Source organism: Streptomyces sp. S063 (assembly GCF_002832675.1).
GTDB lineage: Bacteria > Actinomycetota > Actinomycetes > Streptomycetales > Streptomycetaceae > Streptomyces > Streptomyces sindenensis.
The window spans coordinates 4,649,835-4,676,398 of the sequence record NZ_CP021707.1 but is presented as its reverse complement, the minus strand read 5'-3'; the positions used below and the strand labels follow the sequence as shown (position 1 = coordinate 4,676,398).

19 protein-coding genes are annotated in these 26,564 nt (G+C 72.3%); 7 read left to right on the top strand and 12 right to left on the bottom strand.

Features of this window, described 5'->3' with window-relative positions; all coding sequences use genetic code 11:
- Window positions 1-139: 139 nt before the first annotated feature.
- The 4 genes from CCZ36_RS21825 to CCZ36_RS21810 all read right to left on the bottom strand — a co-directional run bounded on the left by CCZ36_RS21825 (window position 140) and on the right by CCZ36_RS21810 (window position 9,454).
- Window positions 140-1,837 carry a serine/threonine-protein kinase gene (locus tag CCZ36_RS21825; RefSeq protein WP_128818383.1) on the bottom strand — a complete coding sequence of 566 codons (1,698 nt, stop codon included), beginning with the start codon at window positions 1,835-1,837 and terminating at the stop codon, window positions 140-142.
- Between the two features lie 144 nt (window positions 1,838-1,981).
- Window positions 1,982-5,119, bottom strand: coding sequence for a protein kinase (locus CCZ36_RS21820; RefSeq protein WP_128818382.1), 3,138 nt, complete (start codon window positions 5,117-5,119; stop codon window positions 1,982-1,984).
- A gap of 230 nt (window positions 5,120-5,349) precedes the next feature.
- The gene (locus CCZ36_RS21815; RefSeq protein WP_128818381.1) at window positions 5,350-7,500 is read right to left on the bottom strand and encodes a serine/threonine-protein kinase; all 2,151 of its coding nucleotides are present in this window, start codon (window positions 7,498-7,500) and stop codon (window positions 5,350-5,352) included.
- Between the two features lie 247 nt (window positions 7,501-7,747).
- Window positions 7,748-9,454 (bottom strand): glycerol-3-phosphate dehydrogenase/oxidase, encoded by a 1,707-nt coding sequence (locus tag CCZ36_RS21810; protein WP_069736501.1) that lies wholly within the window; start codon window positions 9,452-9,454, stop codon window positions 7,748-7,750.
- A gap of 242 nt (window positions 9,455-9,696) precedes the next feature.
- Between CCZ36_RS21810 and CCZ36_RS21805 the strand changes: the two genes are divergently transcribed.
- Window positions 9,697-10,959: a nucleotide sugar dehydrogenase gene (locus tag CCZ36_RS21805; protein WP_069736500.1), complete on the top strand. Its 1,263-nt coding sequence runs from the start codon at window positions 9,697-9,699 to the stop codon at window positions 10,957-10,959.
- A gap of 144 nt (window positions 10,960-11,103) precedes the next feature.
- Window positions 11,104-11,733 carry a hypothetical protein gene (locus CCZ36_RS21800; RefSeq protein ID WP_237302718.1) on the top strand — a complete coding sequence of 210 codons (630 nt, stop codon included), beginning with the start codon at window positions 11,104-11,106 and terminating at the stop codon, window positions 11,731-11,733.
- Window positions 11,734-11,812: 79 nt separating this feature from the next.
- Here CCZ36_RS21800 and CCZ36_RS21795 read toward each other — a convergent pair whose 3' ends face one another.
- The 4 genes from CCZ36_RS21795 to CCZ36_RS21780 form a co-directional block, all read right to left on the bottom strand.
- Window positions 11,813-12,937 (bottom strand): GuaB3 family IMP dehydrogenase-related protein, encoded by a 1,125-nt coding sequence (locus CCZ36_RS21795; RefSeq protein WP_010058709.1) that lies wholly within the window; start codon window positions 12,935-12,937, stop codon window positions 11,813-11,815.
- A 104-nt stretch (window positions 12,938-13,041) separates the two neighbouring features.
- Window positions 13,042-14,544 carry an IMP dehydrogenase gene (guaB, locus tag CCZ36_RS21790; RefSeq protein WP_069736499.1) on the bottom strand — a complete coding sequence of 501 codons (1,503 nt, stop codon included), beginning with the start codon at window positions 14,542-14,544 and terminating at the stop codon, window positions 13,042-13,044.
- 139 nt (window positions 14,545-14,683) lie between these two features.
- Window positions 14,684-15,259, bottom strand: a complete 576-nt coding sequence (locus tag CCZ36_RS21785) for a sigma-70 family RNA polymerase sigma factor (protein WP_006126954.1) — start codon at window positions 15,257-15,259, stop codon at window positions 14,684-14,686.
- A 280-nt stretch (window positions 15,260-15,539) separates the two neighbouring features.
- On the bottom strand, window positions 15,540-16,151 hold the full coding sequence (locus CCZ36_RS21780; protein ID WP_003948568.1) for a response regulator transcription factor: 612 nt from the start codon (window positions 16,149-16,151) through the stop codon (window positions 15,540-15,542).
- Window positions 16,152-16,604: 453 nt separating this feature from the next.
- Between CCZ36_RS21780 and CCZ36_RS21775 the strand changes: the two genes are divergently transcribed.
- Window positions 16,605-16,946, top strand: a complete 342-nt coding sequence (locus CCZ36_RS21775; protein ID WP_069736498.1) for a WhiB family transcriptional regulator — start codon at window positions 16,605-16,607, stop codon at window positions 16,944-16,946.
- A gap of 178 nt (window positions 16,947-17,124) precedes the next feature.
- Here the strand turns inward: CCZ36_RS21775 and CCZ36_RS21770 are convergent, their stop codons facing one another.
- Window positions 17,125-18,015, bottom strand: coding sequence for a LysR family transcriptional regulator (locus CCZ36_RS21770; protein ID WP_069736497.1), 891 nt, complete (start codon window positions 18,013-18,015; stop codon window positions 17,125-17,127).
- 80 nt (window positions 18,016-18,095) lie between these two features.
- Here CCZ36_RS21770 and CCZ36_RS21765 point away from each other — a divergent pair, with 80 nt between their 5' ends.
- The 4 genes from CCZ36_RS21765 to CCZ36_RS21750 all read left to right on the top strand — a co-directional run bounded on the left by CCZ36_RS21765 (window position 18,096) and on the right by CCZ36_RS21750 (window position 22,966).
- Entirely contained in the window at window positions 18,096-18,764 is a 669-nt protein-coding gene (locus CCZ36_RS21765) for an MOSC domain-containing protein (RefSeq protein WP_128818380.1), read from the top strand.
- 167 nt (window positions 18,765-18,931) lie between these two features.
- Window positions 18,932-20,530: an outer membrane protein assembly factor BamB family protein gene (locus tag CCZ36_RS21760; protein WP_128818379.1), complete on the top strand. Its 1,599-nt coding sequence runs from the start codon at window positions 18,932-18,934 to the stop codon at window positions 20,528-20,530.
- Window positions 20,531-20,652: 122 nt separating this feature from the next.
- Window positions 20,653-22,182, top strand: coding sequence for a multicopper oxidase family protein (locus CCZ36_RS21755; RefSeq protein WP_206515762.1), 1,530 nt, complete (start codon window positions 20,653-20,655; stop codon window positions 22,180-22,182).
- Between the two features lie 10 nt (window positions 22,183-22,192).
- Window positions 22,193-22,966, top strand: coding sequence for an SDR family NAD(P)-dependent oxidoreductase (locus CCZ36_RS21750; protein ID WP_069736494.1), 774 nt, complete (start codon window positions 22,193-22,195; stop codon window positions 22,964-22,966).
- 206 nt (window positions 22,967-23,172) lie between these two features.
- On the opposite strand, the gene groL is transcribed toward CCZ36_RS21750, so the two are convergent.
- The 3 genes from groL to CCZ36_RS21730 form a co-directional block, all read right to left on the bottom strand.
- Entirely contained in the window at window positions 23,173-24,798 is a 1,626-nt protein-coding gene (groL, locus tag CCZ36_RS21745; RefSeq protein ID WP_069736493.1) for a chaperonin GroEL, read from the bottom strand.
- A 97-nt stretch (window positions 24,799-24,895) separates the two neighbouring features.
- Window positions 24,896-25,204, bottom strand: coding sequence for a co-chaperone GroES (groES, locus tag CCZ36_RS21740; RefSeq protein WP_003966899.1), 309 nt, complete (start codon window positions 25,202-25,204; stop codon window positions 24,896-24,898).
- A gap of 341 nt (window positions 25,205-25,545) precedes the next feature.
- Window positions 25,546-26,502, bottom strand: coding sequence for a polysaccharide deacetylase family protein (locus tag CCZ36_RS21730; RefSeq protein WP_069736492.1), 957 nt, complete (start codon window positions 26,500-26,502; stop codon window positions 25,546-25,548).
- Window positions 26,503-26,564 lie beyond the last annotated feature (62 nt).

Below are 26,564 nucleotides of genomic sequence, written 5' to 3'. Positions count from 1 at the left end.
CGCCGTCCTTCGCCGCCTCCCCCTTCGCGGGCATCCGCACCCGCACCCGCTCGTGCCCGTGGGGGTCGCTCTTCTTCTCGCCGGGGATCAGCAGCCCAGCCGGTTCGCCGCACGGTCGGGGCGCTCGCCGGACTCGCCCTCACTGCCGCGCCTTCGGGGCGCGCCAGCTGCGCAGCATGACGTCGAACTTCTCCCGGCTGGCCTCCCAGCTCTCCTGAGGGGCGGTCAGGTACAGCGCGTACTCGGGACCGCCGGGGCCGCCGTAGTACATCTGGTCGATCCCGTGCCGGGGCCCCGGGTGGTCCTTGGTCTCGTTCCAGGTGAACTCCCAGAGGGCGCCCGGCCGGTCGCGGAAGGTCTTCTTCTCCATCCCGATCCGCCGGTACCCCGGCAGGCGCGTGGAGAGCTGCTCCTCCATGTTCTCCAGGTGCAGATAGGGATGGTCGAAGTCCGGGTCCGGGTCGACGCTGATGCGTATCCGGTGGGCACCGTCGTCCGGCGTGTAGTCGATCTGCCCCTCGTTCACCTGCCGCTCCCAGCCGTCGGGCACGACGAGGCTGAAGCCGGCCGGGTCCTCGACCCGGTGCCAGCCGTCGGGTATCTCCGACGAGCTCGGCCCGGGGCCGGTGGCCTCCGGAGTGGTCCGGGGCGCGGACGGCGTGCGCCCGGCGGCCGGGGTGCCCGACCCCTCCCCGTACTTCATCGCGATCAGCCCGGCCGCGCCGCCGAGGACGGCCGCGGCGACGATCACGGCCAGGACCGTGCGCCACCGGGAGCCGGCGCGCCGGGTCACCGGGGCGGAGGCGGGGCCGGGGGCCGGGCCGGTCCGGTCCTGACCGGTCGGGGCGGCGGAGGCGGAGGCCGCGCCGGGCAGTCGGGCGGTGGCGCCGTCGGAGCCGGGCGGGACGGCGCCGGCGTCGGAACCGCTGCCGTCCCGGTAGCCGTAGCGGGCCTCCTCGGGGAGCCGCTGGGTGGGCACATGCGCCTGCGCGGCCCGGGGTTCGCGGCCCTCCATGGCGTCCAGCAGCATCTGCTCGGTCTGCGCGGCCGTGGGCCGCTCGGCCGGGTCCTTGCGGAGCAGCGCGGTGATGACGGCCCCGAGCGGACCGGCGTTGACCGGGGCGGGCGGCTCCTCGGTGACGACGGCCTGCATGGTGGAGATCGGCGACGTACGGCGGAACGGGGAGGTCCCCTCGACCGCCGTGTACAGCGTGGCCCCCAGCGACCAGAGGTCGGAGGCCGGTCCCGGATCGCCGCCGCGTACCCGCTCGGGGGCCAGGTAGTCGATGGAGCCGACGAGTTCGCCGGTCCGGGTGATGGTGGAGTCGCCCTCGATCGCGGCGATCCCGAAGTCGGTCAGGAGCACCTGCCCGTCGCGGGCCAGCAGGACGTTGCCGGGCTTGACGTCCCGGTGGAGGACCCCGGCGCTGTGGGCGGCACGCAGGGCACTCAGGACGTGCAGGCCGATCCGGGCCGCCTCGCGCGGGGCGACCTCGCCGCTCTCCTTGGCCGCGTCGGCGAGCGAGGGCCCGTCGACGTACTGCATGACGATCCAGGGGCGGTTGTCGTACTCGATCACGTCGTGGACGGTGACGACGCCGGGGTGCGTGATGCGCGCCGCCGCCCGGGCCTCCTTCTGCGTCCGGGCGTGCAGGACGAGCCGGTCGGCCTCGGCGACGTACAGTCCGGCGGTCAACTCCTTGACGGCGACCGTGCGGTGCAGCACCTCGTCGTGGGCGCGCCAGACCTTGCCCATGCCGCCCCGGCCGAGGACGTCGCCCAGCCGGTAGCGCCCCGACAGCACCAGTCCGGCTTCCGCGCCCTGTGATCGATCCACGTGATGTCCCCGCCCCGTTCCTCGAATGGCCAGATTACGGAGGCGGGGCGCGGCGGGGATACGGGGGATCGCCCACGAGACCGCACTGTGATGGTTGTCGGCACCGCACAACGCCCAGGGGGCTGCGGTGCCGATGACGTGGGGTCAGCCGGCGACCCGGTACGAGGCGATCGCCTGCTCGTAGATCTCGGTGACCTTGTCCCGGTCGTTCTCGGGGCCGATGACCTGGATGACGTGGTACCGACCGTCGACGATCATGGCGAGGTTACGGACGAACACCTCGCGCCCGCCGCTCTCCTGCCAGGTGAACTGCCCCTCGGCCATGGCCTGCCGGCCGACGTCGACCCGGCGCACTCCGGACGAGGAGGACCAGCTGGAGTCCCGGAACGGCTGGAGCTCGGGCTCCTTGTCCCGCTGGTAGTCCAGCGGATCGCTGCCGCCCGTCTTCACGGTGTCCCGGCCGGGCACCACGAGCAGGGTGAACCCGTCGCTCCCGTAACGGATCTGACGGTCGGCGTTGGCCGGGCTGCGCTGCCAGTCCTTCGGTACGCCGACCTCGAAGCCCTCCGCGTCCTTGCGGAGCGTGTAGCCGGGGGCGAGGGCGGCCGCGGACCGGCTGGTCTGTGGCTGCTGGGAGCCGGGCTCACCGGATCCCCCGGTCGAACCGTCCGTCGAGCCCGAGGGGTCGGGCTCTCCCGAGGCGGCGGGCGGTGCGGCGGAATCGGTGGGCGCGGGCGCCCCGTTGTCCTGGCCCGGTTCCGCCTTCGGCATGAACATCACGGCGTACGCGATGGCAGCGGCCATCAGCAGGAGGATCAGGACGAGCAGCAGCCGGCCCAGCTTGCGCGGAGAGCCCTCGTTCCGACGCGGGGGTTCCCGCAGCACCCGGGGCCCCTTGGGCGCACGCGGCGCGCGGGCCGGGCGCTCGTCCTCCCAGGACTCCACCGGCCTGCGCACGGGCCGGTCGGGCGGCAACAGGGACTCGTGGCGGTCCCGCTGCTTGCCGTCGCGCTGCCGGCGCTTGCCCTGGCGGTGCCTGCCCGCCCCGGCGCCGCCGAACCGGCCGCGGCGTCGCCGGACCAGCTCGCCCCGGCGGCGTACGACGGGGAGCCGGGTGGCGTCGGGCGCGGGCAGCGGGACGACGTCGGCACCCGCCTCCGGCTCCGGAGCGGAGCGCACCAGCGAGCGCAGCCAGCCGCGCAGCTCCTCGAAGTCCGGCCGCTCGGTGGGGTCCTGGCGCAGCAGCGACTCGACGACGGGCCGCAGCGGACCGCACTCCTCCGCGAAGGCGGGCGGCTCGCCGCACACCATCTGGACCAGCTCGGCCGCGTTCTCCTCGGGGTAGGGAGCGTGGCCCTGGACGGCGCGGTAGAGCAGCGCGCCGAGCGCCCACAGGTCGGTGGAGGGGCCGATCGGCGGTGCCAGCTGCCAGTTCTCGTGTACCGGCCCCGCCTGCTCGGGCGCCCAGCGCTCGGTGACGGCTCCGACGACGGCGATCCGGGCCTGGCGGGCGCGCTCGGCGGCGAGCGGGGTGGCGGGGCCGCGGTAGACGGCCGTTTCGCTGCCGCCCGCGACGGCGTCCTCCCAGGCCCGGGTGGTGGTCCGCACGGCCGGGAGCGGCGCGGTGCGGGCCGGATCCTGCGCGGCGGCGCCCGGTACGCCTGATACGCCGGGCCGCCGGGAGTCGGCGCGCAGGGCGTCCGCGCCCGATCCGCCGGCGGGGACGGGCCGCCCGGCGCCGGGGCCGTCGTCCCAGGTCCCGGCGAGATGGACACGGCGGCCCGGCGGCCGGGGGCCCTCTTCGTCGTCCTCGTCGTCCTCGTCGTCGTACGGGTCCTCGGCGGGGCTGCCCCACGGCGCGGTCGGTCGGGGGGTGCCGGGAGCGCCGGTGGCGGGCCGCTGGAACGGGAGGGGGCGGGGGCCGGGGGCATCCGGGGCGGCGTCGGTGGCGGAGTCGGCTTCGGGGGCGCCGGGGGCGCTCGACGGCGTTGCGCCGCCCGCGACTCCATCGGCGCCGAGTCCTCCCGGTGCCCCGGGGGCGCCTGGGTCCGTGGCGTTTCCGGCGGCTTCGGCGGTGCCTGTGGCACCGGCGTCCGGGGCGGCTTCGCGTCCGTCCCGCGGTGGCTTCGTGAGGTCGGCCGGGGTGTGGCCGGCCTGCTGGCGGTCCTCCGTGGCCCGGGCGGCGGCCCGCGCCCCCGCGCGGTAGGCGGCGATCGCCCCGGCGCGGGCGGCCCGCAGCTGGGCGGCGCTCGCCGCGCCCGGCTCGGCAGGGGGCGGTACGGCGGTGTACGGGACGGCGGGGGCGGCGGGGCGCGGGACGATCTCCTGCCCGTCGGTCCGCTGCTCCAGGACGGGGCCGGTCTCGCGGCCCGACGGCAGGTCGTACCGGTCGGGCTGGTCGTACGGGTCGTGCCCGTCGTCCTCGCGGCGCGGGGCGTACCCCTGCGGCAGCGGCGGAACGGGCAGCTCCCGGCTGCCGTAGGTCTCGTGCCTGTCGTGGTCGGCGTACTCCTGGACGTCCGCGTCCGCGTACTCCGGGACGTCCGCGTCGCTCCTGGCCGGCGGGAGCGCGTAGCCGCCGCCGAGCTCACCCGGCGGGGTGGGATCGAGGGCCGGGATGCCGTACGTCGTGGGGCCGGGCTCCGACGGGCCGGCCACCGGATCGGCGTCGGGCAGCGGATCGGCGTCGGGCAGCGGTGCGGGGGCGTACCCGCAGAGGGCCTCCTCGGCGGCGCCCGCCGCGAGACCGGTGAGCATGACGCGGCCGTCGTCGCACACCAGGACCGTGCGCACGGTGATGTTGCGGTGGGTCCAGCCATGGGCGTGCAGCACCCGCAGGGCGGTGAGCACGTCGGAGCCGATCTCGGCGGCCCGGTAGGGGTTGAGGGGGCGCTCGGCAAGGAGCGCGGCGAGCGGCCGGGCCGCGACGAGCTCGCTGACTATCCAGAGCGAATCCGCCTCGGCGAACACGTCGAAGACCTGGTCGAGGCGGGGGTGGTCGGGCACCTGGGCGGCGGCCTGCGCGGCCTCGATCGCCCGCCGGACCGCGGGGTCCGTACTGCGGCGGACCGCCCGCCCGCCGGCCCGCCCGGACGCCGGGGCCCGCCCGTCGGCGTCGAGCACCTCGGCGTCCACGATCTCCGGCAACGGCACCTGGCGGACCAGGACTTCCTGGCCGCTGTACGTGTCGAACGCCCGGGTCTCGGCCAGTTCGTACCCGTCGGACGGGGGCAGCGGAAGGCGGTAGCGGTCGGCGAGCACCCGACCCGCGTAGTCGTCCACGACGCCTCCCCAGAGCGCGCTGTTCCCCCGGCCGTCAGAGCCGCACGATTCCGTCAGTCACGGTCGTCCGGCGGGCAATTGACCCGCCGTTCCGGCTGCGTACGGTCTCCGGCCTCTTACGATACGTGGCAACGCGGGCCGACGGGACGGGTCGTGCCAACCCGGCCCGCACAAACGTTTCACACCGGCCCGGATCGGGCGCGCCCGGCGGCCGGTTCACGGGCGTGCGGTCAGTCCGTGGGGGTGAAGGTGGCGAACGCCGTTTCGCGCAGCGTCCGGCACTCGTCGCCGTCCCACTCGTCCACCTTGCAGCTGATCATGATGGAGTAGCCGCGCTTGGCGTCCACCTTGAAGCCGCGGTTGAGCACCTTGACCCGGACGCCGCTGTGGCTGCGCTCGAACGTCCAGTCGGCGACGGTCGGATAGCCGTTGTACTCGACCTTTTTTATGCTGCCGTGCTGGTAGCCGTCGCTGAGGACCTTGGCGCTGGCGACGGCCCCGCGCCAGGCGGCCGCGGCATCGTCCTTGGGCGAGCTGTTGAAGTCGACCTGGACCCGGGGGAAGCTCCCCTGTCCGGCGTTGTAGATGCCTCCGGAGTTGGTGCCCGCGATGGCGGTGCGCCGGAAGTCCTCGGGCATCGCCATGGTGAAGTGGAACCGGGCGTCGGTGACCTGCTGGTAGCCGGCGGGCAGGGAGTCGCCCGCGCCCGGCTTGTCACCGCCGTCGCCCTCGTCGCCCTTGGGGTCGTCGCCCTTCGGGTCGTCGGAGGCCTCGCCGGACGAGCCCTCGGAGGCCCGGCCGTCCTCCTTGCCCTGTCCCTCCTTCCGGCCGTCGTCCTGCCCGCCGGACGAACCGCCGCCCGTGTCCTCGCCCTTGCCGTCGCTGCCGCCCGTCGAGGCTCCGGCCGACGCGGCGGTGTCGTCCTTGCCGCCCTGGTCCGCGTCACCGCCGCCGAGGGCGATCGCGAGGATCGTGCCGAGGATGGCCAGCGCGACGACGGCCGCGATGATCACGAGGGTGCGACGGGGCACCACGTCGGTGATCGAGGCGCGCGTGGAGGCGGCCGGGGACGGCGGGCGCTGCCCGGGCACGGAAGCGTTCGCCGCCACCGCGGACTTCGAGGCTCCGGCGGGGGCCGCGACGGCTCCCCGCGTTCCCGCCGGGACGGGCCCGGCCGCCGCCGACTTCGCGGCCGGGGCGGGGGTCCCGGGCGGGGACGGCGGCTTGGGCGGGGCGGCGGGCGAGCCGGTGGCCGCTGCGGCCAGGCGGCCGGGGACGGCGGGCGCCGCCGCAGCGGCCGCGGCGGATCCGGCGGCCACCGCCGGGGTCTTCGCGTTGCGCACGGACCGCAGGGCTCCGCGCAGCCGGTCGCGGGCGCCTTCGCCGGACTCACCCGTTCCGGTGGACTGCTTCGGCGGCTTCGGGGCCTTGGGCTGCTTCGGCGTCCGCTTGACGAGGAGGTCCACGGCCGGGGCCGGCGGGATGGCCATGATCTGCGTCGAGTCCGCGGGGGCGGGCGCGGGCACGTCGGGGGCGTTGATGACGTCGTTGAGCAACGCCCGTGCCCCGGCGTCGTCGAGACGCTGTTCAGGGTCGCGGGCGAGCAGCCCGTAGATGACCTCGGTGAGCGGACCGGCGTTCTTCGGCGGGTCGAGCGGTTCGGTCATCACGGCCGTGAGCGTGGCGATGGCCGAGCCCTTGTCGTACGGCGGGCAGCCCTCGACGCTCGCGTACAGCAGTCCGCCGAGCGACCACAGGTCGGCGGGCGGGCCCGGCTTGTGACCACGGGCCCGCTCCGGCGAGATGTAGGAGGGGGCGCCGACGAGCATGCCGGTCGAGGTGACCGACGGGTCGCCCTCGACCTGGGCGATGCCGAAGTCGGTGAGCACGACGCGTCCGTCCTCGGCGATCAGCACGTTGGACGGCTTCACGTCGCGGTGCAGGATGCCCTCGCGGTGCGCCGAGCGCAGGACGTCGAGGATGGCGAGCCCGACCTCGGCGGCCCGCTTCGGCGTCAGCGTGCCGTCCTCGCGGATCGCCTCGGCGAGCGACTTGCCCTCGATCAGCTCCATGACGATCCACGGGCGGTCGTCTTCGTCGACCACGTCGTAGACGGTCACCGCGCTGTTGTTGCGGATCCGTGCGATCGCCTTCGCCTCGCGCAGGGTGCGCGTGATCAGCCGGCGCTTCTCGTCCTCGTCGATCGCCGAGGGGAACCGCAGTTCCTTCACCGCGACCGTGCGGCCGAGCGTCTCGTCGTCGGCGCGCCAGACCGTGCCCATGCCGCCCCGGCCGAGCACCTCACCGAGCCGGTAGCGCCCCGCGAGGAGACGACCGTTCTTGTCCCGTTGGGGCTCCCGTGCCTGCTCCGCCTCCGACATGCGTCCCCTCTGCGATCAACCCGCCCTGGCAGAGCGTTCATTGTCCCTCACCCCGGGACCGGTCCTGGTGCCGGGTCCGGGTCCGCCGCACCGCGGCCCGGCGGGGAATCACCCACAGCCTCCTACCAACCGGTCCTCCCCGTCCAGGCCGGACCGGTCCGCCGCACCGCCCCACCGGGCCGGTGGGTCCCAACTGCCCCGGAGGCAACAGGCGGTGGCCGCTGTCCGGGGCTCCGCGGGGCGCGCCTCAGATCGGCACGATGTCCGGGGCGCCGAGCCGGGCCGCGTCCGCCGTGAGGTCGTCGGGCTGTCGCTGCGATTCGCGCTCGGCCTCCACCCGCTTCTCGTAGTGCTCGACCTCCCGGTCGATCCGCCCCTCGTCCCAGCCCAGCACCGGCGCGATCAGCTCGGCGCAGAGCCGGGCGCTGCGGGTGCCCCGGTCGAACGTCTCGATGGAGATCCGGGTGCGCCGGGTCAGCACGTCGTCCAGGTGGCGGGCGCCCTCGTGGGAGGCCGCGTAGACGATCTCGGCGCGCAGATAGTCGTCGGCGGCGGGCAGCGGTTCCCCCAGGACCGGGTCGGCGAGGATCAGTTCCAGAATTTCCTCGGTCATTGAGCCGTACCGGTTGAGCAGGTGCTCCACCCGGGCGACATGGAGTCCGGTCCGGGCCGCGATCCGGGCGCGCGCGTTCCACAGGGCCTTGTACCCCTCGGCGCCCAGCAGCGGGGTGTCCTCGGTGACGCAGGCGGCGACCCGCTGGTCGAGCCCGTGCACCGCCTCGTCCACCGCGTCCTTGGCCATGACCCGGTACGTCGTGTACTTGCCGCCCGCCACGACGACCAGGCCGGGGGCGGGGTGGGCCACCGTGTGCTCGCGGGACAGCTTGCTGGTGGCGTCCGACTCGCCGGCCAGCAACGGCCGCAGTCCGGCGTAGACGCCCTGGACGTCGTCCCTGGTCAGCGGGGTGTTCAGGACGGAGTTGACGTGCTGGAGGAGATAGTCGATATCGGCGCTGGAGGCGGCCGGGTGGGCCTTGTCCAGGTCCCAGTCGGTGTCCGTGGTGCCGATGATCCAGTGCCGGCCCCAGGGGATGACGAAGAGGACGGACTTCTCGGTGCGCAGGATGAGGCCGGTGGAGGAGTGGATGCGGTCCTTGGGGACGACCAGGTGGATGCCCTTGGAGGCCCGGACGTGGAACTGTCCGCGCTCGCCGATGAGCCCCTGGGTGTCGTCCGTCCACACGCCGGTCGCGTTGACCACCTGCTTGGCCCGGACCTCGTACTCCGTACCGCTCTCGACGTCCCGGACGAGCGCGCCGACGACCCGCTCGCCCTCGCGGAGGAAGCCGACGACCCGGGCCTGGTTGGCCACGTGGGCGCCGTAGGACGCGGCGGTGCGCACCAGCTCGGTGACGAACCGGGCGTCGTCCATCTGGGCGTCGTAGTACTGGAGGGCGCCGACCAGGGCGTCCTTCTTCAGCGCGGGGGCGACCCGCAGGGCGTGCTTGCGGGAGAGGTGGCGGTGGACCGGCAGGCCGCGTCCGTGGCCGGAGGAGACCGACATGGCGTCGTACAGCGCGACGCCGGAGCCGGCGTAGAGCCGCTCCCACCCCTTGTGCTGCAAGGGGTAGAGGAAGGGCACGGGCTTCACCAGGTGCGGGGCGAGCCGTTCCAGGAGCAGCCCGCGCTCCTTGAGCGCCTCCCGGACCAGGGCGAAGTCGAGCATCTCCAGATAGCGCAGGCCGCCGTGGATCAGCTTGCTCGACCTGCTCGATGTGCCGGACGCCCAGTCGCGCGCCTCGACCAGGCCGGTCGTCAGGCCTCTGGTCGCGGCGTCCAGTGCCGTGCCCGCACCGACCACGCCCGCTCCCACGACCAGCACGTCCAGTTCGCGCTCGGCCATGGCGGCGAGCGCGAGGGTGCGCTCGGCGGGTCCCAGTGTCGCTGTCCTCACTGCTGCCTCCCGGTGGATCGGGGTGGTCGGACACGGGAGTGCCACCCGGCCGAGGGGCCGGCCGCCCGTGTCCACCTCTCGATTCTGTCCGCGCTCCCCGAGTTCAGCCACCGCCTGTGGACAACACCCCGGTGACCGAAGCGGCACAATGCGACATATAGGTCATATTTACGCCTAGTCTGACATTGCGCTGTCCACAGCAGTTGCGATCTTCGCTCTCCGCACTTAGGGGGTCTTCCTGTATGCCCGCAGACCTCGCCGTCATCGGACTCGGTCACCTCGGCCTGCCGCTCGCCCAGGCCGCCGTGACCGCCGGAATCGACACCGTCGGCTACGACCCCGATCCCCGCCCGTACGCGGAGCTGAGAGCCGGCCGGAGCCCCGTCGAGGGCTCCCTCACGGCCTCCGAGGTCCGCCGCATGCTCTCGGGCGGCTTCCGGCCCACCACCGACGCCGCCGAGCTGGGCCGGGTCCGTACCGCCGTGATCTGCTCCCCCACCCCGCTCGGCCCCGACCGCACCGTCGACCTCACCGCGCTCGGCGACGCCGCCCGCGCCCTGGCCTCCCGGCTGCGCCCGCACACCACCGTGCTGCTGGAGTCCGCCGTACCGCCGGGCACCACGGAGACCTTCCTGCGCCCCCTGCTCGAAGAGGGCTCCGGACTCGTCGCCGGACGCGACTTCCACCTCGCCTGCTCCCCCGGCCGGCTCGACCCCGGCAACCGCACCCGCACCCTGGCCAACACGCCCAAGGTCATCGGCGGCCTCACCCCCGCCTGCACCGAGTCGGCCGCCGCCGTCTACGGACGGCTCACCGACAAGGTCGTACGGGCCCGCGGCCCGCGCGAGGCGGAGATGACGAAGGTCCTGGAGACCAACTTCCGGCACGTCAACATCGCGCTGGTCAACGAGATGGCGGTGCTCTGCCACGACCTCGGCGTCGACTTCTGGGACGTCATCCGGTGCGCCGAGACCAAACCGTTCGGCTTCCAGCCCTTCCGCCCCGGACCCGGCGTCGGCGGGCACGGCGTCCCGGTCGACCCGAGCGGCCCGCCCCACGGCGGCCACTCCTCCGGGCACCCGCTGCGGATGGTCTCGCTCGCGCAGGAGATCAACGACCGGATGCCCCGATACGTCATCCAGCGCTGCGCCACCCTCCTGAACGAGCACGGCAAATCCGTCCGGGGCGCGCGCGTCCTCCTGCTCGGCGTGACCTACAAACCGGACACGGCGGACCAGGAGGCCGCGCCCGCCCGGGAGATCGCCACCCGGCTGATGGACATGGGCGCCCAGATCGGCTACCACGACCCGCACGTCCTGGACTGGCGGGTTCGCGAACGGCCCGTCCCGCGCGCCGACTCGCTGTACGAGGCGGCGGCCGCCGCCGACCTGACCGTACTGCTCCAGCAGCACCGCACCTACGACCTCCAGGGCCTCGCGGTGAAGGCCCAACTGCTCCTGGACACCCGGGGGGCCACTCCGGCGGGGGCGGCGCACCGGCTCTGAACGCGGACGCCCACCAGGTGACGGACCGTCGAAAGATAGTCAGTGACCGAAACCAGAGGGTGCTGCTACTCTGCGGCGTCACAGAGCGCACACACGTGCGTATTCCGCGCAGTAGTGCGCAGCCGCCCCAGGGGGAGTCCCACCGTGAGCCAGCCCGTGCAGCCGCCGAACCCGCCCCAGCAGCCCTTCGGCGGTCAGCCCGTCGAAGGCAACCCCTACGCCGGCCAGCCGGGTCAGCCCGCCCCCGCCGCCCCGACCGGCAACCCGTACGGCCAGCAGCCCCCGGCCCCGACCGGCAACCCGTTCGCGGGCCAGCAGCCCGGCCAGGGCGCCCCGTTCGGCGGCGGCGCACCCTTCGCCCCCGTTCCCCCGGCCCGCAACAACATCCTGCTCGGCGTGGCGGTCGCGCTCGGCGCGGCGATCGTCGCGGGCATCCTGTACGGCGTGATCGCGGGCTCCATCGAGCGCGAGGTCGGCTACGCGGCGGTCGGCGTGGGCTTCCTGGTCGGCTTCGCGGCGAGCAAGGTCGGCGGCTCCAACCCCGCGGTCATCGCCGCCTCCGCGGTCTTCTCGATCGGCGCGGTCTACCTCGGTCAGCTCATCGGCATCTCGATGATCCTGTCCGATCTGGCGCAGATCCCGTTCTCCGAGGTCGTCGGCGACCACTTCGACACGGTGACCAAGGCCTGGTCGGAAGAGGCCGACTTCATGACGTACCTCTTCCTCGTGCTGGGCGGGGCCGCGGCCGTCGGTGGCGCGAAGAAGGCCGGCTGACACCCCGCAGGGCATCAGGACATACGGCAGGGCCCGGACCGCTTCGGCGGTCCGGGCCCTGCGCGTCCGTACGGGAGGGTCAGCGGCGGTGCTGCGAGTCCGCCACCGTCACCTCGACGCGCTGGAACTCCTTGAGGTCGCTGTAGCCGGTGGTGGCCATCGCGCGGCGCAGGGCGCCGAAGATGTTCATCGAGCCGTCCGGGGTGTGCGAGGGGCCCGTGAGGACCTCCTCCGTCGTCCCGACCGAGCCGAGGTCGACCAGCTTGCCGCGCGGCACGTCCTCGTGGACCGCCTCCATGCCCCAGTGGCGGCCACGGCCCGGCGCGTCGGTGGCACGGGCCAGCGGGGAGCCCATCATCACGGCGTCGGCGCCGCAGGCGATGGCCTTCGGCAGGTCGCCGGACCAGCCGACACCGCCGTCGGCGATGACGTGCACGTACCGGCCGCCGGACTCGTCCATGTAGTCGCGGCGGGCGCCCGCGACGTCCGCGACGGCGGTGGCCATCGGGACCTGGATGCCGAAGACGTTGCGCGTGGTGTGCGCGGCGCCGCCGCCGAAGCCGACGAGGACACCGGCCGCGCCGGTCCGCATCAGGTGGAGGGCGGCGGTGTACGTGGCGCAGCCGCCGACGATGACCGGAACGTCCAGCTCGTAGATGAACTGCTTCAGGTTCAGCGGCTCGGCCGCGCCCGAGACGTGCTCGGCGGAGACCGTCGTACCGCGGATGACGAAGATGTCGACGCCCGCGTCGACGACCGCCTTGGAGAACTGGGCGGTGCGCTGCGGGGAGAGCGCGGCGGCGGTGACGACGCCGGAGTCGCGCACCTCCTTGATGCGCTGCCCGATCAGCTCCTCCTGGATCGGCGCGGAGTAGATCTCCTGGAGCCGGCGGGTCGCGGACTCGACCGGCATCTCGGCGATCTCGTCGAGCAGCGGCTGCGGGTCGGCGTGCCGGGTCCACAGGCCTTCCAGGTTGAGGACGCCCAGGCCGCCCATCTCGCCGATGCGGATGGCGGTCTGCGGAGAGACGACGGAGTCCATGGGAGCGGCCAGGAACGGCAGCTCGAAGCGGTAGGCGTCGATCTGCCAGGCGATCGAGACCTCCTTCGGGTCCCGGGTGCGGCGGCTCGGAACGACAGCGATGTCGTCGAATGCGTAAGCCCGGCGGCCGCGCTTGCCGCGCCCGATCTCGATCTCAGTCACGATGTGTGGCCTTTCCCTCTACGTCTGCGCTGACCAGTATCCCCGACGCATGGGTGAGGGGCGGTACCGGGAACTCCGGTCCGCCCCTCACCTGCGGTGATGCGTTACTTCCTGCTGTAGTTCGGTGCTTCCACCGTCATCTGGATGTCGTGCGGGTGGCTCTCCTTGAGGCCCGCCGAGGTGATCCGGACGAAGCGGCCCTTGCTCTCCATCTGGTCGACGGACGCGGCGCCGACGTAGCCCATGGTCTGGCGCAGGCCACCGACGAGCTGGTGGAGGACGTTGGCCAGCGGGCCCCGGTAGGGCACCTGGCCCTCGATGCCCTCGGGGACGAGCTTGTCGTCCGAGGAGACCTCGGCCTGGAAGTAGCGGTCCTTGGAGTAGGACCGGCCCTGGCCACGGGACTGCATCGCGCCCAGCGAGCCCATGCCGCGGTACGACTTGAACTGCTTGCCGTTGATGAACATCAGCTCGCCCGGCGACTCCTCGCAGCCCGCGAGCAGGCTGCCCAGCATCACGCTGTCCGCGCCCGCGGCGAGCGCCTTGCCGATGTCGCCGCTGTACTGGAGGCCGCCGTCGCCGATCACCGGGACGCCCGCGGCACGGGCGGCGAGGGCCGCCTCGTAGATCGCGGTGACCTGCGGGACGCCGATACCGGCGACCACGCGGGTCGTACAGATCGAGCCGGGCCCGACGCCGACCTTGACGCCGTCGACACCGGCGTCGATCAGGGCCTGGGCGCCGTCGCGGGTGGCGACGTTGCCGCCGATGACGTCGACGCCGACGCTCGACTTGATCTTCGCCATCCAGGAGAGGGCGTTGCTGTTGTGGCCGTGGGAGGTGTCGACGATGAGGAAGTCGACCCCGGCGGAGGCGAGGGCCTGCGCGCGCTCCAGCGCCTCGGGGCTGGCGCCGACGGCCGCGCCGACGAGCAGGCGGCCCTCGCCGTCCTTGGCGGCGTTCGGGTACTGCTCGGCCTTCTTGAAGTCCTTGACCGTGATGAGGCCCTTGAGGAGGCCCCCTTCGTCGACCAGCGGCAGCTTCTCGATCTTGTGGCGGCGCAGCAGCTCCATGGCCTCGACGCCGGAGATGCCGACCTTGCCGGTGACGAGCGGCATCGGCGTCATGACCTCGCGCACCTGGCGCGTGCGGTCCGACTCGAAGGCCATGTCGCGGTTGGTGACGATGCCGAGCAGCTTGCCCGCGGCGTCGGTGACCGGCACACCGCTGATGCGGAACTTCGCGCAGAGCGCGTCGGCCTCGCCGAGCGTGGCGTCGGGGTGCACGGTGATCGGGTCGGTGACCATGCCGGACTCGGACCGCTTGACCAGGTCGACCTGGTTCACCTGGTCCTCGATGGAGAGGTTGCGGTGCAGCACGCCGACGCCGCCCTGACGGGCCATGGCGATGGCCATGCGGGCCTCGGTCACCTTGTCCATGGCGGCCGACAGCAGGGGGATGTTCACCCGGACGTTGCGCGAGATGAGGGTCGAGGTGTCGACCGCGTTGGGCAGGACCTCGGACGCGCCGGGCAACAGCAGCACGTCGTCGTAGGTCAGCCCGAGCGTCGCGAATTTCTCGGGCACTCCGTCGACGTTTGCAGTCATGACACCTTCCCCAAATGGCCTTGATCGGTGCGGATGTCCATGCTAACGGGCTCCACGGGTGTCTCATTCCACGATCAAGATCACTTGGCCGTTCTGTAGCTTTCTACAGAGCCCTCGGCGAGGGCCGGAACGGGCGTCTCTACTGCTCCGCGAGCGCCCGGAGCCTGCTGAGCGCGCGGTGCTGGGCGACCCGGACCGCACCCGGCGACATCCCGAGCATCCGTCCGGTCTCCTCGGCGGTCAGTCCGACCGCGACCCGCAGGACCAGCAGCTCGCGCTGGCTTTCCGGGAGGTTGGCGAGGAGCTTCTTGGCCCAGGCGGCGTCGCTGCTGAGCAGGGCACGCTCCTCCGGGCCGAGGGAGTCGTCGGGCCGCTCCGGCATCTCGTCGGAGGGGACGGCGGTCGACCCCGGGTGGCGCATCGCGGCGCGCTGGAGGTCGGCGACCTTGTGTCCGGCGATGGCGAAGACGAAGGCTTCGAAGGGCCTGCCGGTGTCCTTGTAGCGCGGCAGCGCCATCAGCACCGCGACGCAGACCTCCTGCGCCAGGTCCTCCACGAAGTGGCGAGCATCACCCGGGAGACGGTTCAACCGGGAGCGGCAGTAGCGCAGGGCGAGGGGGTGGACGTGGGCCAGCAGATCGTGGGTGGCCTGCGCGTCGCCGTCGACGGCGCGGTGCACCAGGGCACCGATCACCGTGGTCTCGTCATCGCGCATCGAACCATGGTGCCCTGATGCCACTCGGTCCGCTGCACCGCGCCCCGAGTTGTGCACCGAAGCGTTATGAGCGGGTGCGCCGGATGTCATGTCCTGCGCCCTCCCCTTCCGCTCGACCGAATCGTTCCCGAGGAACTCCACGACTCAAGGATGCGTCATCGGCCGGGAAGCGTCACATGGCACCGCTGGGCGGGCACCCGGATGCGGGGTGTGGAGCCGGTGGCCCGCTCCGTGTCCCCGCCCGCCGGTCTGCGGACGGGGCGCGGCCCGGGCCGTGTCGTCAGCGGACCAGGCCCCAGCGGAATCCGAGAGCAACCGCGTGGGCGCGGTCCGAGGCCCCGAGCTTCTTGAACAGGCGGCGGGCGTGGGTCTTGACCGTGTCCTCGGAGAGGAACAGCTCACGGCCGATCTCCGCGTTGGACCGGCCGTGGCTCATGCCTTCGAGCACCTGGATCTCCCGCGCGGTGAGCGTGGGGGCGGCCCCCATCTCGGCGGACCGCAGCCGGCGCGGGGCGAGCCGCCACGTCGGGTCGGCCAACGCCTGGGTGACGGTGGCCCGCAGCTCGGCGCGCGAGGCGTCCTTGTGCAGATATCCGCGGGCACCGGCGGCGACCGCGAGCGCGACACCGTCCAGGTCCTCGGCGACGGTCAGCATGATGATCCGGGCCCCGGGGTCGGCGGAGAGCAGTCGCCGGACGGTCTCCACACCTCCCAGACCGGGCATGCGTACGTCCATCAGAATCAGATCCGAACGATCGGCCCCCCAGCGGCGGAGGACTTCCTCGCCGTTGGCCGCCGTCGTCACACGCTCGACGCCGGGCACGGTGGCCACCGCGCGACGGAGCGCTTCTCGGGCAAGCGGGGAGTCGTCGCAGACGAGGACGGATGTCATGACCGTCCTCCGCAGCTGATGCGCGTCACCTTGAGCCTCCAGGCTGGTACAAGTCGTCACCTGTGCGGTTGACCCCCTCGGACATGTGCCCGAGCCGGATATCCGTCAACCGCATCCGTTCTCTTAACGACGGTCACTCGAAAGAGTTACGGGTCGTGCGACCGGGTTCGGCACTCTACGTGAGGACCTGAATACGGAGGAGAACGGCACGGGTGATTCACCCGTCAACCGAATCTTCACTCCTCGGCATGCCCTATTTGGCAGCTTTTCTTCCCTTTCGGGGGTGTCTGTGGCTAGATTCGCAATCAGTCATATTTACATCTACTAGCACCGTAGATGTACGGTCGAGACTTCGGTCACACCGATCAGAGACGGTCCGAACACAGCAGGCCGTCGATCACGGACGGTCGAGGATGCCGCTTCCGACGCAGCACAGCTCCGAGGGGACAAGCAATGGCAGATTTCTCCCGCCTTCCCGGACCCAACGCAGACCTGTGGGACTGGCAGCTGCTCGCCGCCTGCCGAGGCGTGGACAGCTCCCTTTTCTTCCACCCGGAGGGTGAGCGCGGCGCGGCGCGGAGCGCCCGCGAGACCTCCGCGAAGGAGGTGTGCATGCGCTGCCCGGTACGGGCCGAGTGCGCGGCCCACGCCCTGGCCGTACGGGAGCCCTACGGCGTGTGGGGCGGCCTGACGGAGGACGAGCGCGAGGAGCTGATGGGCCGGGCCAGGAACCGGCTGATCAGCGCGGCGCCCTCCGGGGTCCCCGCCGCGGGGCCGGGCTCCGGCGCCACCTGACACCCGTACGCCCCAACGCAACGCAGAAACGTTTCTGCGACACCTTCGGACCTCCGGCCCGCGACCGGCCGCGGCGGGCTTCCGGGGGGTGTCGCGGCCCGCGCGGCACCGGCAGGGCTTCCGTACGGTCCGCGCGGCCCCAGCGGGCGCCCGTACGGGCGTGGCGGCCCGCGCGGTCTCAGCGGGCGGCCGTGCGCGCCAGCTGGTCCAGGGTGGCCGCCACCGCCGGGACCCGGGCCAGGTCCGGCAGGGTCAGCGCGACGATCTCCCGCTCGATGGCGGGCTCGACCGGCACGGCCCTGGCCCCCTTGGGGCGTACCGACTCGACGGCCAGCTCCGGCAGCACCGCCACACCGAGCCCGGCCCCGACGAGCCCCATCACCGCCGGGTAGTCGTCGGTGGCGAAGTCGATGCGCGGGGCGAAACCGGACTCCTCGCAGACCTCGACCAGCTGGCGGCGGCAGCGCGGGCAGCCCGCGATCCAGGACTCCTCGGCCAGCTCGCCGATGGACACGCTCGGCGCCTCGGCCAGCCGGTGACCCTCCGGCAGGAGGCCGATCAGCCGGTCGGTGAGCAGGGGCCGGACCACCAGGTCGTCCCATTCGCCGCCGGCCGCCCCGTAACGGAACGCCAGCGCGATGTCGCAGTCGCCCTCGCGCAGCAGGTCCACCGAGCGCGGTGGCTCGGCCTCGACGAGCGAGACGCGGGTGCCGGGGTGTTCGGCGCGCAGCGCGGCCAGCGCGCCCGGGACCAGGGTGGAGCTGCCGCTGGGGAAGGAGACCAGCCGGACCCGGCCGGCCCGCAGTCCGGCGATGGCGGCGACCTCCTCCTCGGCGGCGGTCAGCCCCGCGAGGATGCCGGAGGCGTGCCGCACCAGCGCCTCGCCGGCCTGGGTGAGGCGCATCTCGCGTCCGGTGCGGATCAGCAGCGTGGTGCCGATGGAGGCCTCCAGGGCCTTCATCTGCTGACTGACGGCGGGCTGGGTGCAGCCGAGTTCGCGGGCTGCGGCGGAGAACGAGCCGGTGGTGGACACGGCGCGCAGGACACGGAGGTGGCGAGCTTCGATCACCCCACCATCATAAGCAACCCTTGGAGATTGACCTAACTAATGGCGTGACTCTTTGAGCTCGGGACGGTTAGCGTGACCGCATGAAGCTGCTGACCGTGAACATCGGCCGTCCCCGGCCCAACGCACAGACCGACGGCCCGGACGGCCTCTCCGGAATCGACAAGCGCCCGGTGGAGGGCCCCGTGGAGGTGCGCGACCCGGGGCCCAAGGGCGTCGGCGGCAGCGGGCTGGCCGGTGACGCGGTGTGCGACCTGCGCCATCACGGCGGCAGCGACCAGGCCGTGTACGCCTTCGCCCGGGAGGATCTGGACGCCTGGGAGCGGGAGCTGGGCGGCCGGAAGCTGGCCGCCGGAATGTTCGGGGAGAACTTCACGACGCTCGGCCTCGACGTCAGCGGTGCGCGGATCGGCGAGCGCTGGCGGGTGGGGGCGGACCTGGTGCTGGAGGTGACCTCGGGGCGGATCCCGTGCCGGACCTTCGCCGAGCACCTCGGCGAGCGGGGGTGGGTCAGGCGGTTCACCCAGCAGGGCGTGACCGGCGCCTATCTGCGGGTGATCGAAGCGGGCGCGGTCCGCGCCGGGGATCCCATCGAGATCGTGCACCGGCCGGACCACGAGGTCACCGCCGCCCTGCAGTTCCGGGCGTCCACGACCGAACGCACCCTGCTGCCCTCGCTGCTGGCCGCCGGGGAGGCGCTGCACCCCGAGGCGCTGCGCAAGGCACGGGAGTACGTGGCACGGCAGGGCTGAGGGCCGGGCCGGAAGCCATTCGGGGCCGGTCGGGGACGCGGCGCCGCCCGCGCCCCGGTTCCCGGTCGTCGGCCGGGAACTGGATCGTCCGGCGACGCGTCCACCACCAGTGACCCGCGCCCGAGAATCGGACTTCGCGCCGAGTGGCACGTCTTGAGGGGAAGACCATGCCCGATCCGCAGCAGCCCTGGTACACGCCGGGCCCGCCGCAGCAGCCCGTTCCCGGTAATCCGTACGCCTCGGAGGGCGGCGCGCAACCGGGCAGCGGGGCCCAGGGGTTCGGACCGCCGACGCCCCCGCCGCCGACGCCTCCGCGTCGCCGCTTCGGCCGGGGGCCGGTCGTCGCCGCGGTCGTGGCGCTGGTGCTCGTGGTCGTGGCCGACGGGGTGTACGGCCTCACCGACTGGGGGCGGGAAGATCCCGCGAAGCCGGTGGCGAAGGAGTCGCCCCGCCCCTCCGGTTCGGCGTCCCCTTCCCGTGCGCCGGGGGCGGGCGGCCCGGAGCTGAGCCACATTCCGACGACGAAGGAGGTCGCGGCCGCGCGGAAGCCTGGTGAGTCGTCGGCGTGGATCGCGGACGACAGGACCGACATCCCCAAGCAGATCAACAAGGTCCACGACCTGTGGATCGTCGGCGACACCGCCGTCCAGGCCCTGTACCGGAAGGTGACGGCCTACCGGCTCTCGGACGGGGCCGAGGTCTGGAGCGTGACGCTTCCCTCCGCCGTGTGCGAGACCCCGGCCAACCCCACGCCCGACGGCAAGGTCGTGGTCTTCCGCAAGGAGAGGCCCGACAACGAACGGGGCAATCGCTGCAACCAGATGCAGATGATCGATCTGAGGACCGGGAAGCAGGGGTGGCACAAGAAGCTCGACGAGCCCGGTGACGAGGACGACACCCTCATCGTCTACAGCGCCATCAGCGGCGACGTCCTCTCCGTCGCCCGGGGCCAACGGGCCGTCACCTACCGGATGGGCGACGGGAGCAAGCTCTACGAGGTCCCGTCGGAGAAGAAGGGGGCATGCTTCCCCGACGACGTGGCGGGCGGAGCCGCCCGGCTTCTGGTGACGTCGGAGTGCATGGTCTCCGTCGACCCGGGCGAGAACTACGGCCAGGTGCGGGAACTCGACCCGCGCACCGGCAAGATCCTGTGGCGCTACCGGACGAAAACCGGCTGGAGGTTCGGGAGCCTGATCTCCATGGACCCTGTCGTCTTCACCACCTTCAACAACGAGGACACCGCGAACGACTGGCGGATCACGGTCCTGGACCCCAAGGGCAAGCACCGCGTCACCTTCGACGCCCGGGACAAAGGTTTCGAGGAGTGCGCCGGGGACGGGTCCGGCGGGAACATCCAGCCCTGCCGGGGCGCCTCGGTCGACAAGGGCCTCATCATGCTGGGCGGCCAGAGCCAGGTCGGCGCGTACGACGTGAAGAGCGGGAAGTTCCTGTGGGGCATCAAGTCCGAGGAGATGCGCATGCTGTACGCCCTGCGCGCCGAGGACGGCAAGGCGATGCGCATCTATGAGGCGGCCGGCCCGAGCACTCCCGGCCGGACCTTCCTCATGGGTCCGCGCGGCGCCGGCACGGAGACGGAGGTCGTGAAGCACCCGAAGGCGACCGCCGCGTGGGAGTACGAGATGTTCATGGGGCACACGGCCTACGTCGACGGACGGCTCGTCCTGACCTCGACGCACATGAGCGGGGACGAGAACCAGAAGCCCGTGCGCGAGGCCCGCATGCTGTCCTTCGCCGCCTCCCCCTGACCCGTACGGAACCCTGCCCCGTACTGAGGGATCTCCCCCGGCCGGACCTCGTGGCCCGGTCGGGGGCCGTTCAGGGGTCTGCCCCATGCCCGGGGCACGGTCGGCTCGAAATGCTGACGAGCATGGAGAAGACCAGGGGACGACGGCGGCTGAAGCGGGTGCTGATCACGCTGACGGTCGTGGTGGGGGCGCTCACGGCGGGGATCGGCGGCTCGTTCGCGTGGTGGTGGACGAGCGCCGATCTGAGCACGGTGGGCAAGGTCCGCTTCGGCAACGAGCTGGCGGTGCCGCCGCTCGCGCCCTCGACGGTGGACGAGGACGGCACGCGCGTCTTCGATCTGCGGATGCAGGCGGGGAGCACGGAGTTCCGGGAGGGGGCGGCGACGCCGACGTGGGGGTTCAACGGGGACCATCTGGGCCCGACCCTGCGGGCGAAGCGCGGCGAGCGGGTGAAGGTCCGGGTGCGCAACGCCCTCGACGAGGCGTCCGGTGTGCACTGGCACGGGATGCACCTGCCCGCCGCCATGGACGGCGGACCGCACCAGACGGTCGACGCGGGCTCCACCTGGACCCCGCACTGGAAGGTCGACCAGCCGGCCTCGACGCTCTGGTACCACCCGCATCCGCACGGGGCGACGGAGAAGCACGTACAGCGGGGCCTGGCCGGGATGTTCCTGCTCGACGACGAGAACTCCGGGCGGCTCGCGCTGCCGAAGACGTACGGGGTGGACGATCTGCCGGTCATGGTGCAGGACGTCACCTTCGACGGCGCGAAGTTCGACCACGGGCACCGGTTCCTGGCCAACACCGGCTTCCTGGGCGAGCGGACGATGGTCAACGGCACGCTCGACCCGTACGCCCAGGTCGGCGACGAGCGCGTACGGCTGCGCCTGCTGAACGCGTCGACCGCCCGGATCTACACCTTCGGCTTCGACGACGACCGCGCCTTCGACCTGGTGGGGACGGACGGCGGGCTGCTCGCGGCGCCCGCGTCGATGAACCGGGTGCAGCTCTCGCCGGGTGAGCGGGCGGAGGTCGTCGTGACGATGCGGCCGGGCGAGCGGACGGTGCTGCGCAGCTACCCGTGGCGCGACGGGAACGGCTGGGAGCGGCGTTTCAACGGCGGCGACGACTCCTTCGACGTACTCCAGTTGCGGGCGGCCGAGCGGCTGCGCCCCTCCCCCGGGGTGCCGGACCGATTGGCCGCGGACCGGGGCCTTGAGCTGCCGGAGGCCGACGACGCGGTGCGCACCCGCCACTTCGAGCTGCGCAAGTCGGGGATCAATGGGAAGCCGATGGCGATGGACCGGATCGACGGGACGGTCACCCGGGGCACGACGGAGGTGTGGACGCTGCGCAACGGCGGCGACATGACGCACAACTTCCACGTGCACGATGTGCAGTTCCGGGTGCTGGACGTGAACGGGAAGCGGCCGGAGCCGGCGTTGCGGGGCCGCAAGGACACGGTGGCGGTGCCGATGGGCACGACCGTGCGGATCGCCCTGCGCTTCGACGGCCCGTCCGATCCGGATGTCCCATACATGTACCACTGCCATCTGCTGTCCCACGAGGACGACGGGATGATGGGCCAGTTCGTGGTGGTGGAGAAGGGGCAGCGGGCGGGTGAGGTCCCGGACCACGCGGGGCACTAACGTGCCGCGTATGACGACTGCACTGATCACAGGCGCGACGGCGGGCATCGGGGCCGCGTTCGCACGGCGGCTCGCGGCCCAGGGCCACAACCTGGTGCTGGTGGCGCGGGACACCGAGCGGCTGCGCGAGCAGGCCACGGAACTGCACGACCGGCACGGCATCGAGGCCGAGGTGCTGCGCGCCGATCTGTCCACGGACGGCGGTATCGAGGCGGTCGAGAAGCGGCTCGCGGACCGCACGCACCCGATCGACCTGCTGGTCAACAACGCCGGGTTCGGCAACAAGGGGCGCTACCTGGAAGTGTCCATGGCCGATGAGCTGACGATGCTGAAGGTGCACTGCGAGGCGGTCCTGCGGCTGACCTCGGCGGCGGTCACCGGGATGCGGGAACGGGGCCGGGGCGGGGTCGTCAACGTGGCGTCCGTCGCGGCGTTCGTGCCGCGCGGTACGTACGGGGCGTCGAAGTCCTGGGTCGTGCAGTTCACCCAGGGCGCGGCGCGGGATCTGGCCGGGTCGGGGGTGCGGCTGATGGCGCTGTGCCCCGGGCTCGTGCGGACGGAGTTCCACGAGCGGGCCGGGATGGGCACGGACAACATCCCGGACTGGATGTGGCTCGACGCGGACAAGCTGGTGGCCTCGGCGCTGGCGGATCTGGCCCGGGGGAAGACGGTGTCGATCCCCGACCCGCGCTACAAGGCGCTGATGGGGCTGGTCAAGGTCGTGCCGCGGGGGCTGCTCGGCGACGTCACCTCGCGGGCGGGGCGCACGTACGGTCCGCGGTAGCGGTACGGGAGTTGCTCGGCCCCGGCCCTGCCCCTGCCCCTGCCCCTGCCCCTGCCCCTGCCGCACCCGACCGTCCTGTGATCGCGTGATCGCCCGTTGGGGATGTCCGGCGGATCAGGGCCGGAACGCACCGAGGCCCGGTGCCCCCGCGACGGGGGCACCGGGCCTCAGGCGTACCGAGAGCGGTACGGGCGGTACGGGCCGTACTAGTGGGAGTGGCCGTGGCCGCCGTGACCGGCGTCGGCCTCTTCCTCGGCCGGCTTCTCGACGACCAGGGTCTCGGTCGTGAGCAGCAGCGACGCGATGGACGCGGCGTTCTCCAGCGCGGAGCGGGTGACCTTGACCGGGTCGATGACGCCGGCCTTGACCAGGTCGCCGTACTCGCCGGTGGCGGCGTTGAAGCCCTGGCCCTTGTCGAGCTCGGCGACCTTGGAGGTGATGACGTAACCCTCCAGGCCGGCGTTCTCGGCGATCCAGCGCAGCGGCTCGACGGCGGCGCGGCGGACGACCGCGACACCGGTGGCCTCGTCGCCGGTCTTGCCGAGGTTGCCCTCCAGGACCTTCACCGCGTGGACGAGGGAGGAGCCACCGCCGGAGACGATGCCCTCCTCGACCGCGGCGCGGGTGGCGGAGATGGCGTCCTCCAGGCGGTGCTTCTTCTCCTTCAGCTCCACCTCGGTGGCGGCGCCGACGCGGATGACGCACACGCCGCCGGCCAGCTTCGCGAGGCGCTCCTGGAGCTTCTCGCGGTCCCAGTCGGAGTCCGTGGACTCGATCTCGGCCTTGATCTGGTTGACGCGGCCCTTGACGTCCTCGGCGTTGCCGCCGCCGTCGACGATGGTCGTGTCGTCCTTGGAGACGGTGACGCGGCGGGCGGTGCCGAGCACGTCCAGACCGGCCTGGTCGAGCTTGAGGCCGACCTCCTCGGCGATGACGGTCGCACCGGTGAGGGTGGCGATGTCACCGAGCATGGCCTTGCGGCGGTCGCCGAAGCCCGGGGCCTTCACCGCGACGGCGTTGAAGGTGCCGCGGATCTTGTTGACGACGAGGGTGGAGAGCGCCTCGCCCTCGACGTCCTCGGCGATGATCAGGAGCGGCTTGGAGCCACCGCTCTGGATGACCTTCTCCAGCAGCGGCAGCAGCTCCTGGATGGCGCCGATCTTGCCCTGGTGGATCAGGATGTACGGGTCGTCGAGGACGGCCTCCATACGCTCCTGGTCGGTCACCATGTACGGGGACAGGTAGCCCTTGTCGAAGGCCATGCCCTCGGTGAACTCCAGGTCCAGACCGAAGGTGTTGGACTCCTCGACGGTGATGACACCGTCCTTGCCGACCTTGTCCATCGCGTCCGCGATGAGCTCGCCGACCTGCGGGTCCTGCGCGGAGAGCGCGGCCACGGCGGCGATGTCGGCCTTGTCGTCGATCGGGCGGGCCGTGGCGAGCAGCTCCTCGGAGACGGCCTTGACGGCGGCGTCGATGCCCTTCTTCAGGGCGGCCGGGGAGGCGCCGGCGGCGACGTTGCGCAGACCCTCGCGGACGAGCGCCTGGGCCAGGACGGTCGCGGTGGTGGTGCCGTCACCCGCTACGTCGTTGGTCTTGGTCGCCACCTCCTTGACGAGCTGGGCGCCGAGGTTCTCGTACGGGTCGTCGAGCTCGACCTCGCGTGCGATGGTGACACCGTCGTTGGTGATGGTGGGGGCACCGAACTTCTTGTCGATGACGACGTTGCGGCCCTTGGGGCCGATCGTCACCTTGACCGTGTCGGCAAGCTTGTTGACGCCGCGCTCAAGGGCGCGACGGGCGTCCTCGTCGAACTTCAGAATCTTCGCCATGGGCTGTATCCCTCTCAAAATGAACTGCGCCCCTCGCCGCCCGGCTAGTTATTTCGCTGGGGGCCAGGGGCGCAGAACACATGCAAACGTGGGTGAATTACTTCTCGACGATCGCGAGGACGTCGCGGGCCGAAAGGACGAGGTACTCCTCGCCGTTGTACTTCACCTCGGTGCCGCCGTACTTGCTGTACAGGACGACGTCGCCGGTCTTGACGTCGAGCGGAAGCCGCTCGCCGTTCTCGAAGCGGCCCGGGCCCACGGCGAGGACGACGCCCTCCTGGGGCTTCTCCTTCGCGGTGTCCGGAATGACCAGGCCGGAAGCCGTGGTCTGCTCGGCGTCGAGCGGCTGGACCACAATGCGGTCCTCGAGCGGCTTGATCGCAACCTTGGAGCTGGTGGTCGACACGATCCGGTCTCCCCCTTCGGAGATCTCACGGGGTTTAACAGTCTGTGGGTGGCGACCGAACCGATCCGTCGTCGCGGGTGCCGGACCTGTCCCTGTCGCGCAGAGTGCTGCTGGCACTCTCCAGGGGGGAGTGCCAGACCCGAGACTATGACCGCGATTAGCACTCGGTCAAGCGGAGTGCCAATTCACCACCCGCGCGCCGTCTCGATCGGGGCTCCGTCGGATCAGCCCCGGCCCCCGCTTGCGCCTCCCCGCCCTGCCGCAACGGCGGCGACAGCGACGCGTGCGCGCTCAGCGGGGCTGAGCGCGCACTTCGGAGCCGCACGGATGACCGGGACGGGTCAGACGTAGTCCTCCAGCTTCGCCACCGCGTACCCCTTGTCCGTGATGGTCTTCATGACGCGGCGGATCATGTCGGGCATGGAGCCCTTCCAGTCCTCCTTGCCCCGGAAGTGGGTGAGGACGATGTCGCCGGGGTGCAGGTCCTTGTCCCACTCGCGCCATTCCATGCGGTCGGGGAAGGCCTCGGCGGACCACAGGGGCACGGCGGTGATCCCGCAGGACTTGGCGACGACGAGGGTGTCGCGGTTGTAGTTGCCGTAGGGCGGGCGGAAGAGGGTGGGGCGCTTGCCGTAGTTCTTGAGGATCTTGTCCTGCTGGCCGCAGATCTCCCGCTTCTGCTCGGCGTAGGAGAGGCCGGGCAGATAGCGGTGGTTGAGGGTGTGGTTGCTGATGGTCACCCCGCGCCGCTGCATCTTCCTGAAGTAGCCGTAGTCGTCGTTGATGACGTAGTCGCTGACGAACGCGCTGTACGGGATGGCGAGTTCGGTCATCATCCGCAGCAGCTCGGGGTCCTTCTCCGCCCCGTCGTCCATCGTCAGGAAGACGATCTTCTCCTTGGTCGGGACGGTGGTGAAGACGGGCGGCAGCCCCTTGTCGTTCCGGACCTCGAAGCCCTTGCGGGTGGTGATGGACGGCTTGACCGCCGGCGGCTCGGGGGCCGCGAGCGGGGTCTTGGCCAGCCCCCACTTCTTCGCCGCGACGGCCCGTGCGGCCTGCTTCTTCCTGACCGTCTCGGCGTACGCGTCCGGGGCCCGGGCGGGCCCGGCCTGCGGGGCCGCCTCGCCCGACCGGCCCGCGGTGGGCTTCGCGGGTGCGCCGGGAGTCCCCGTGCCGCTGCCGTCCGGCTCCGCCGCGCATCCGGAGGCGACGGCGGCGGCCAGCAGGGCCGCCAGCACGACGACGCCCGACCTGCGCCGTTTTACGGCTGATTTTTCGTTTTGTCGTACTAGCTGCATGGCGCCGCATCCTGCCAGCCGCCCACCCGGGTGCCCTTTCCGACACCCGAGCGGACCGGCGC

Bases quoted from the DNA above. Each gene is read 5' to 3' on its own strand.
- CCZ36_RS21815 (WP_128818381.1), bottom strand. From the start codon at position 7,500: ATGTCGGAGGCGGAGCAGGCACGGGAGCCCCAACGGGACAAGAACGGT.
- CCZ36_RS21805 (WP_069736500.1), top strand. From the start codon at position 9,697: ATGCCCGCAGACCTCGCCGTCATCGGACTCGGTCACCTCGGCCTGCCG.
- guaB (WP_069736499.1), bottom strand. From the start codon at position 14,544: ATGACTGCAAACGTCGACGGAGTGCCCGAGAAATTCGCGACGCTCGGG.
- CCZ36_RS21785 (WP_006126954.1), bottom strand. From the start codon at position 15,259: ATGCGCGATGACGAGACCACGGTGATCGGTGCCCTGGTGCACCGCGCC.
- CCZ36_RS21780 (WP_003948568.1), bottom strand. From the start codon at position 16,151: ATGACATCCGTCCTCGTCTGCGACGACTCCCCGCTTGCCCGAGAAGCG.
- CCZ36_RS21775 (WP_069736498.1), top strand. From the start codon at position 16,605: ATGGCAGATTTCTCCCGCCTTCCCGGACCCAACGCAGACCTGTGGGAC.
- CCZ36_RS21765 (WP_128818380.1), top strand. From the start codon at position 18,096: ATGAAGCTGCTGACCGTGAACATCGGCCGTCCCCGGCCCAACGCACAG.
- CCZ36_RS21760 (WP_128818379.1), top strand. From the start codon at position 18,932: ATGCCCGATCCGCAGCAGCCCTGGTACACGCCGGGCCCGCCGCAGCAG.
- CCZ36_RS21755 (WP_206515762.1), top strand. From the start codon at position 20,653: ATGGAGAAGACCAGGGGACGACGGCGGCTGAAGCGGGTGCTGATCACG.
- CCZ36_RS21750 (WP_069736494.1), top strand. From the start codon at position 22,193: ATGACGACTGCACTGATCACAGGCGCGACGGCGGGCATCGGGGCCGCG.
- groL (WP_069736493.1), bottom strand. From the start codon at position 24,798: ATGGCGAAGATTCTGAAGTTCGACGAGGACGCCCGTCGCGCCCTTGAG.
- CCZ36_RS21730 (WP_069736492.1), bottom strand. From the start codon at position 26,502: ATGCAGCTAGTACGACAAAACGAAAAATCAGCCGTAAAACGGCGCAGG.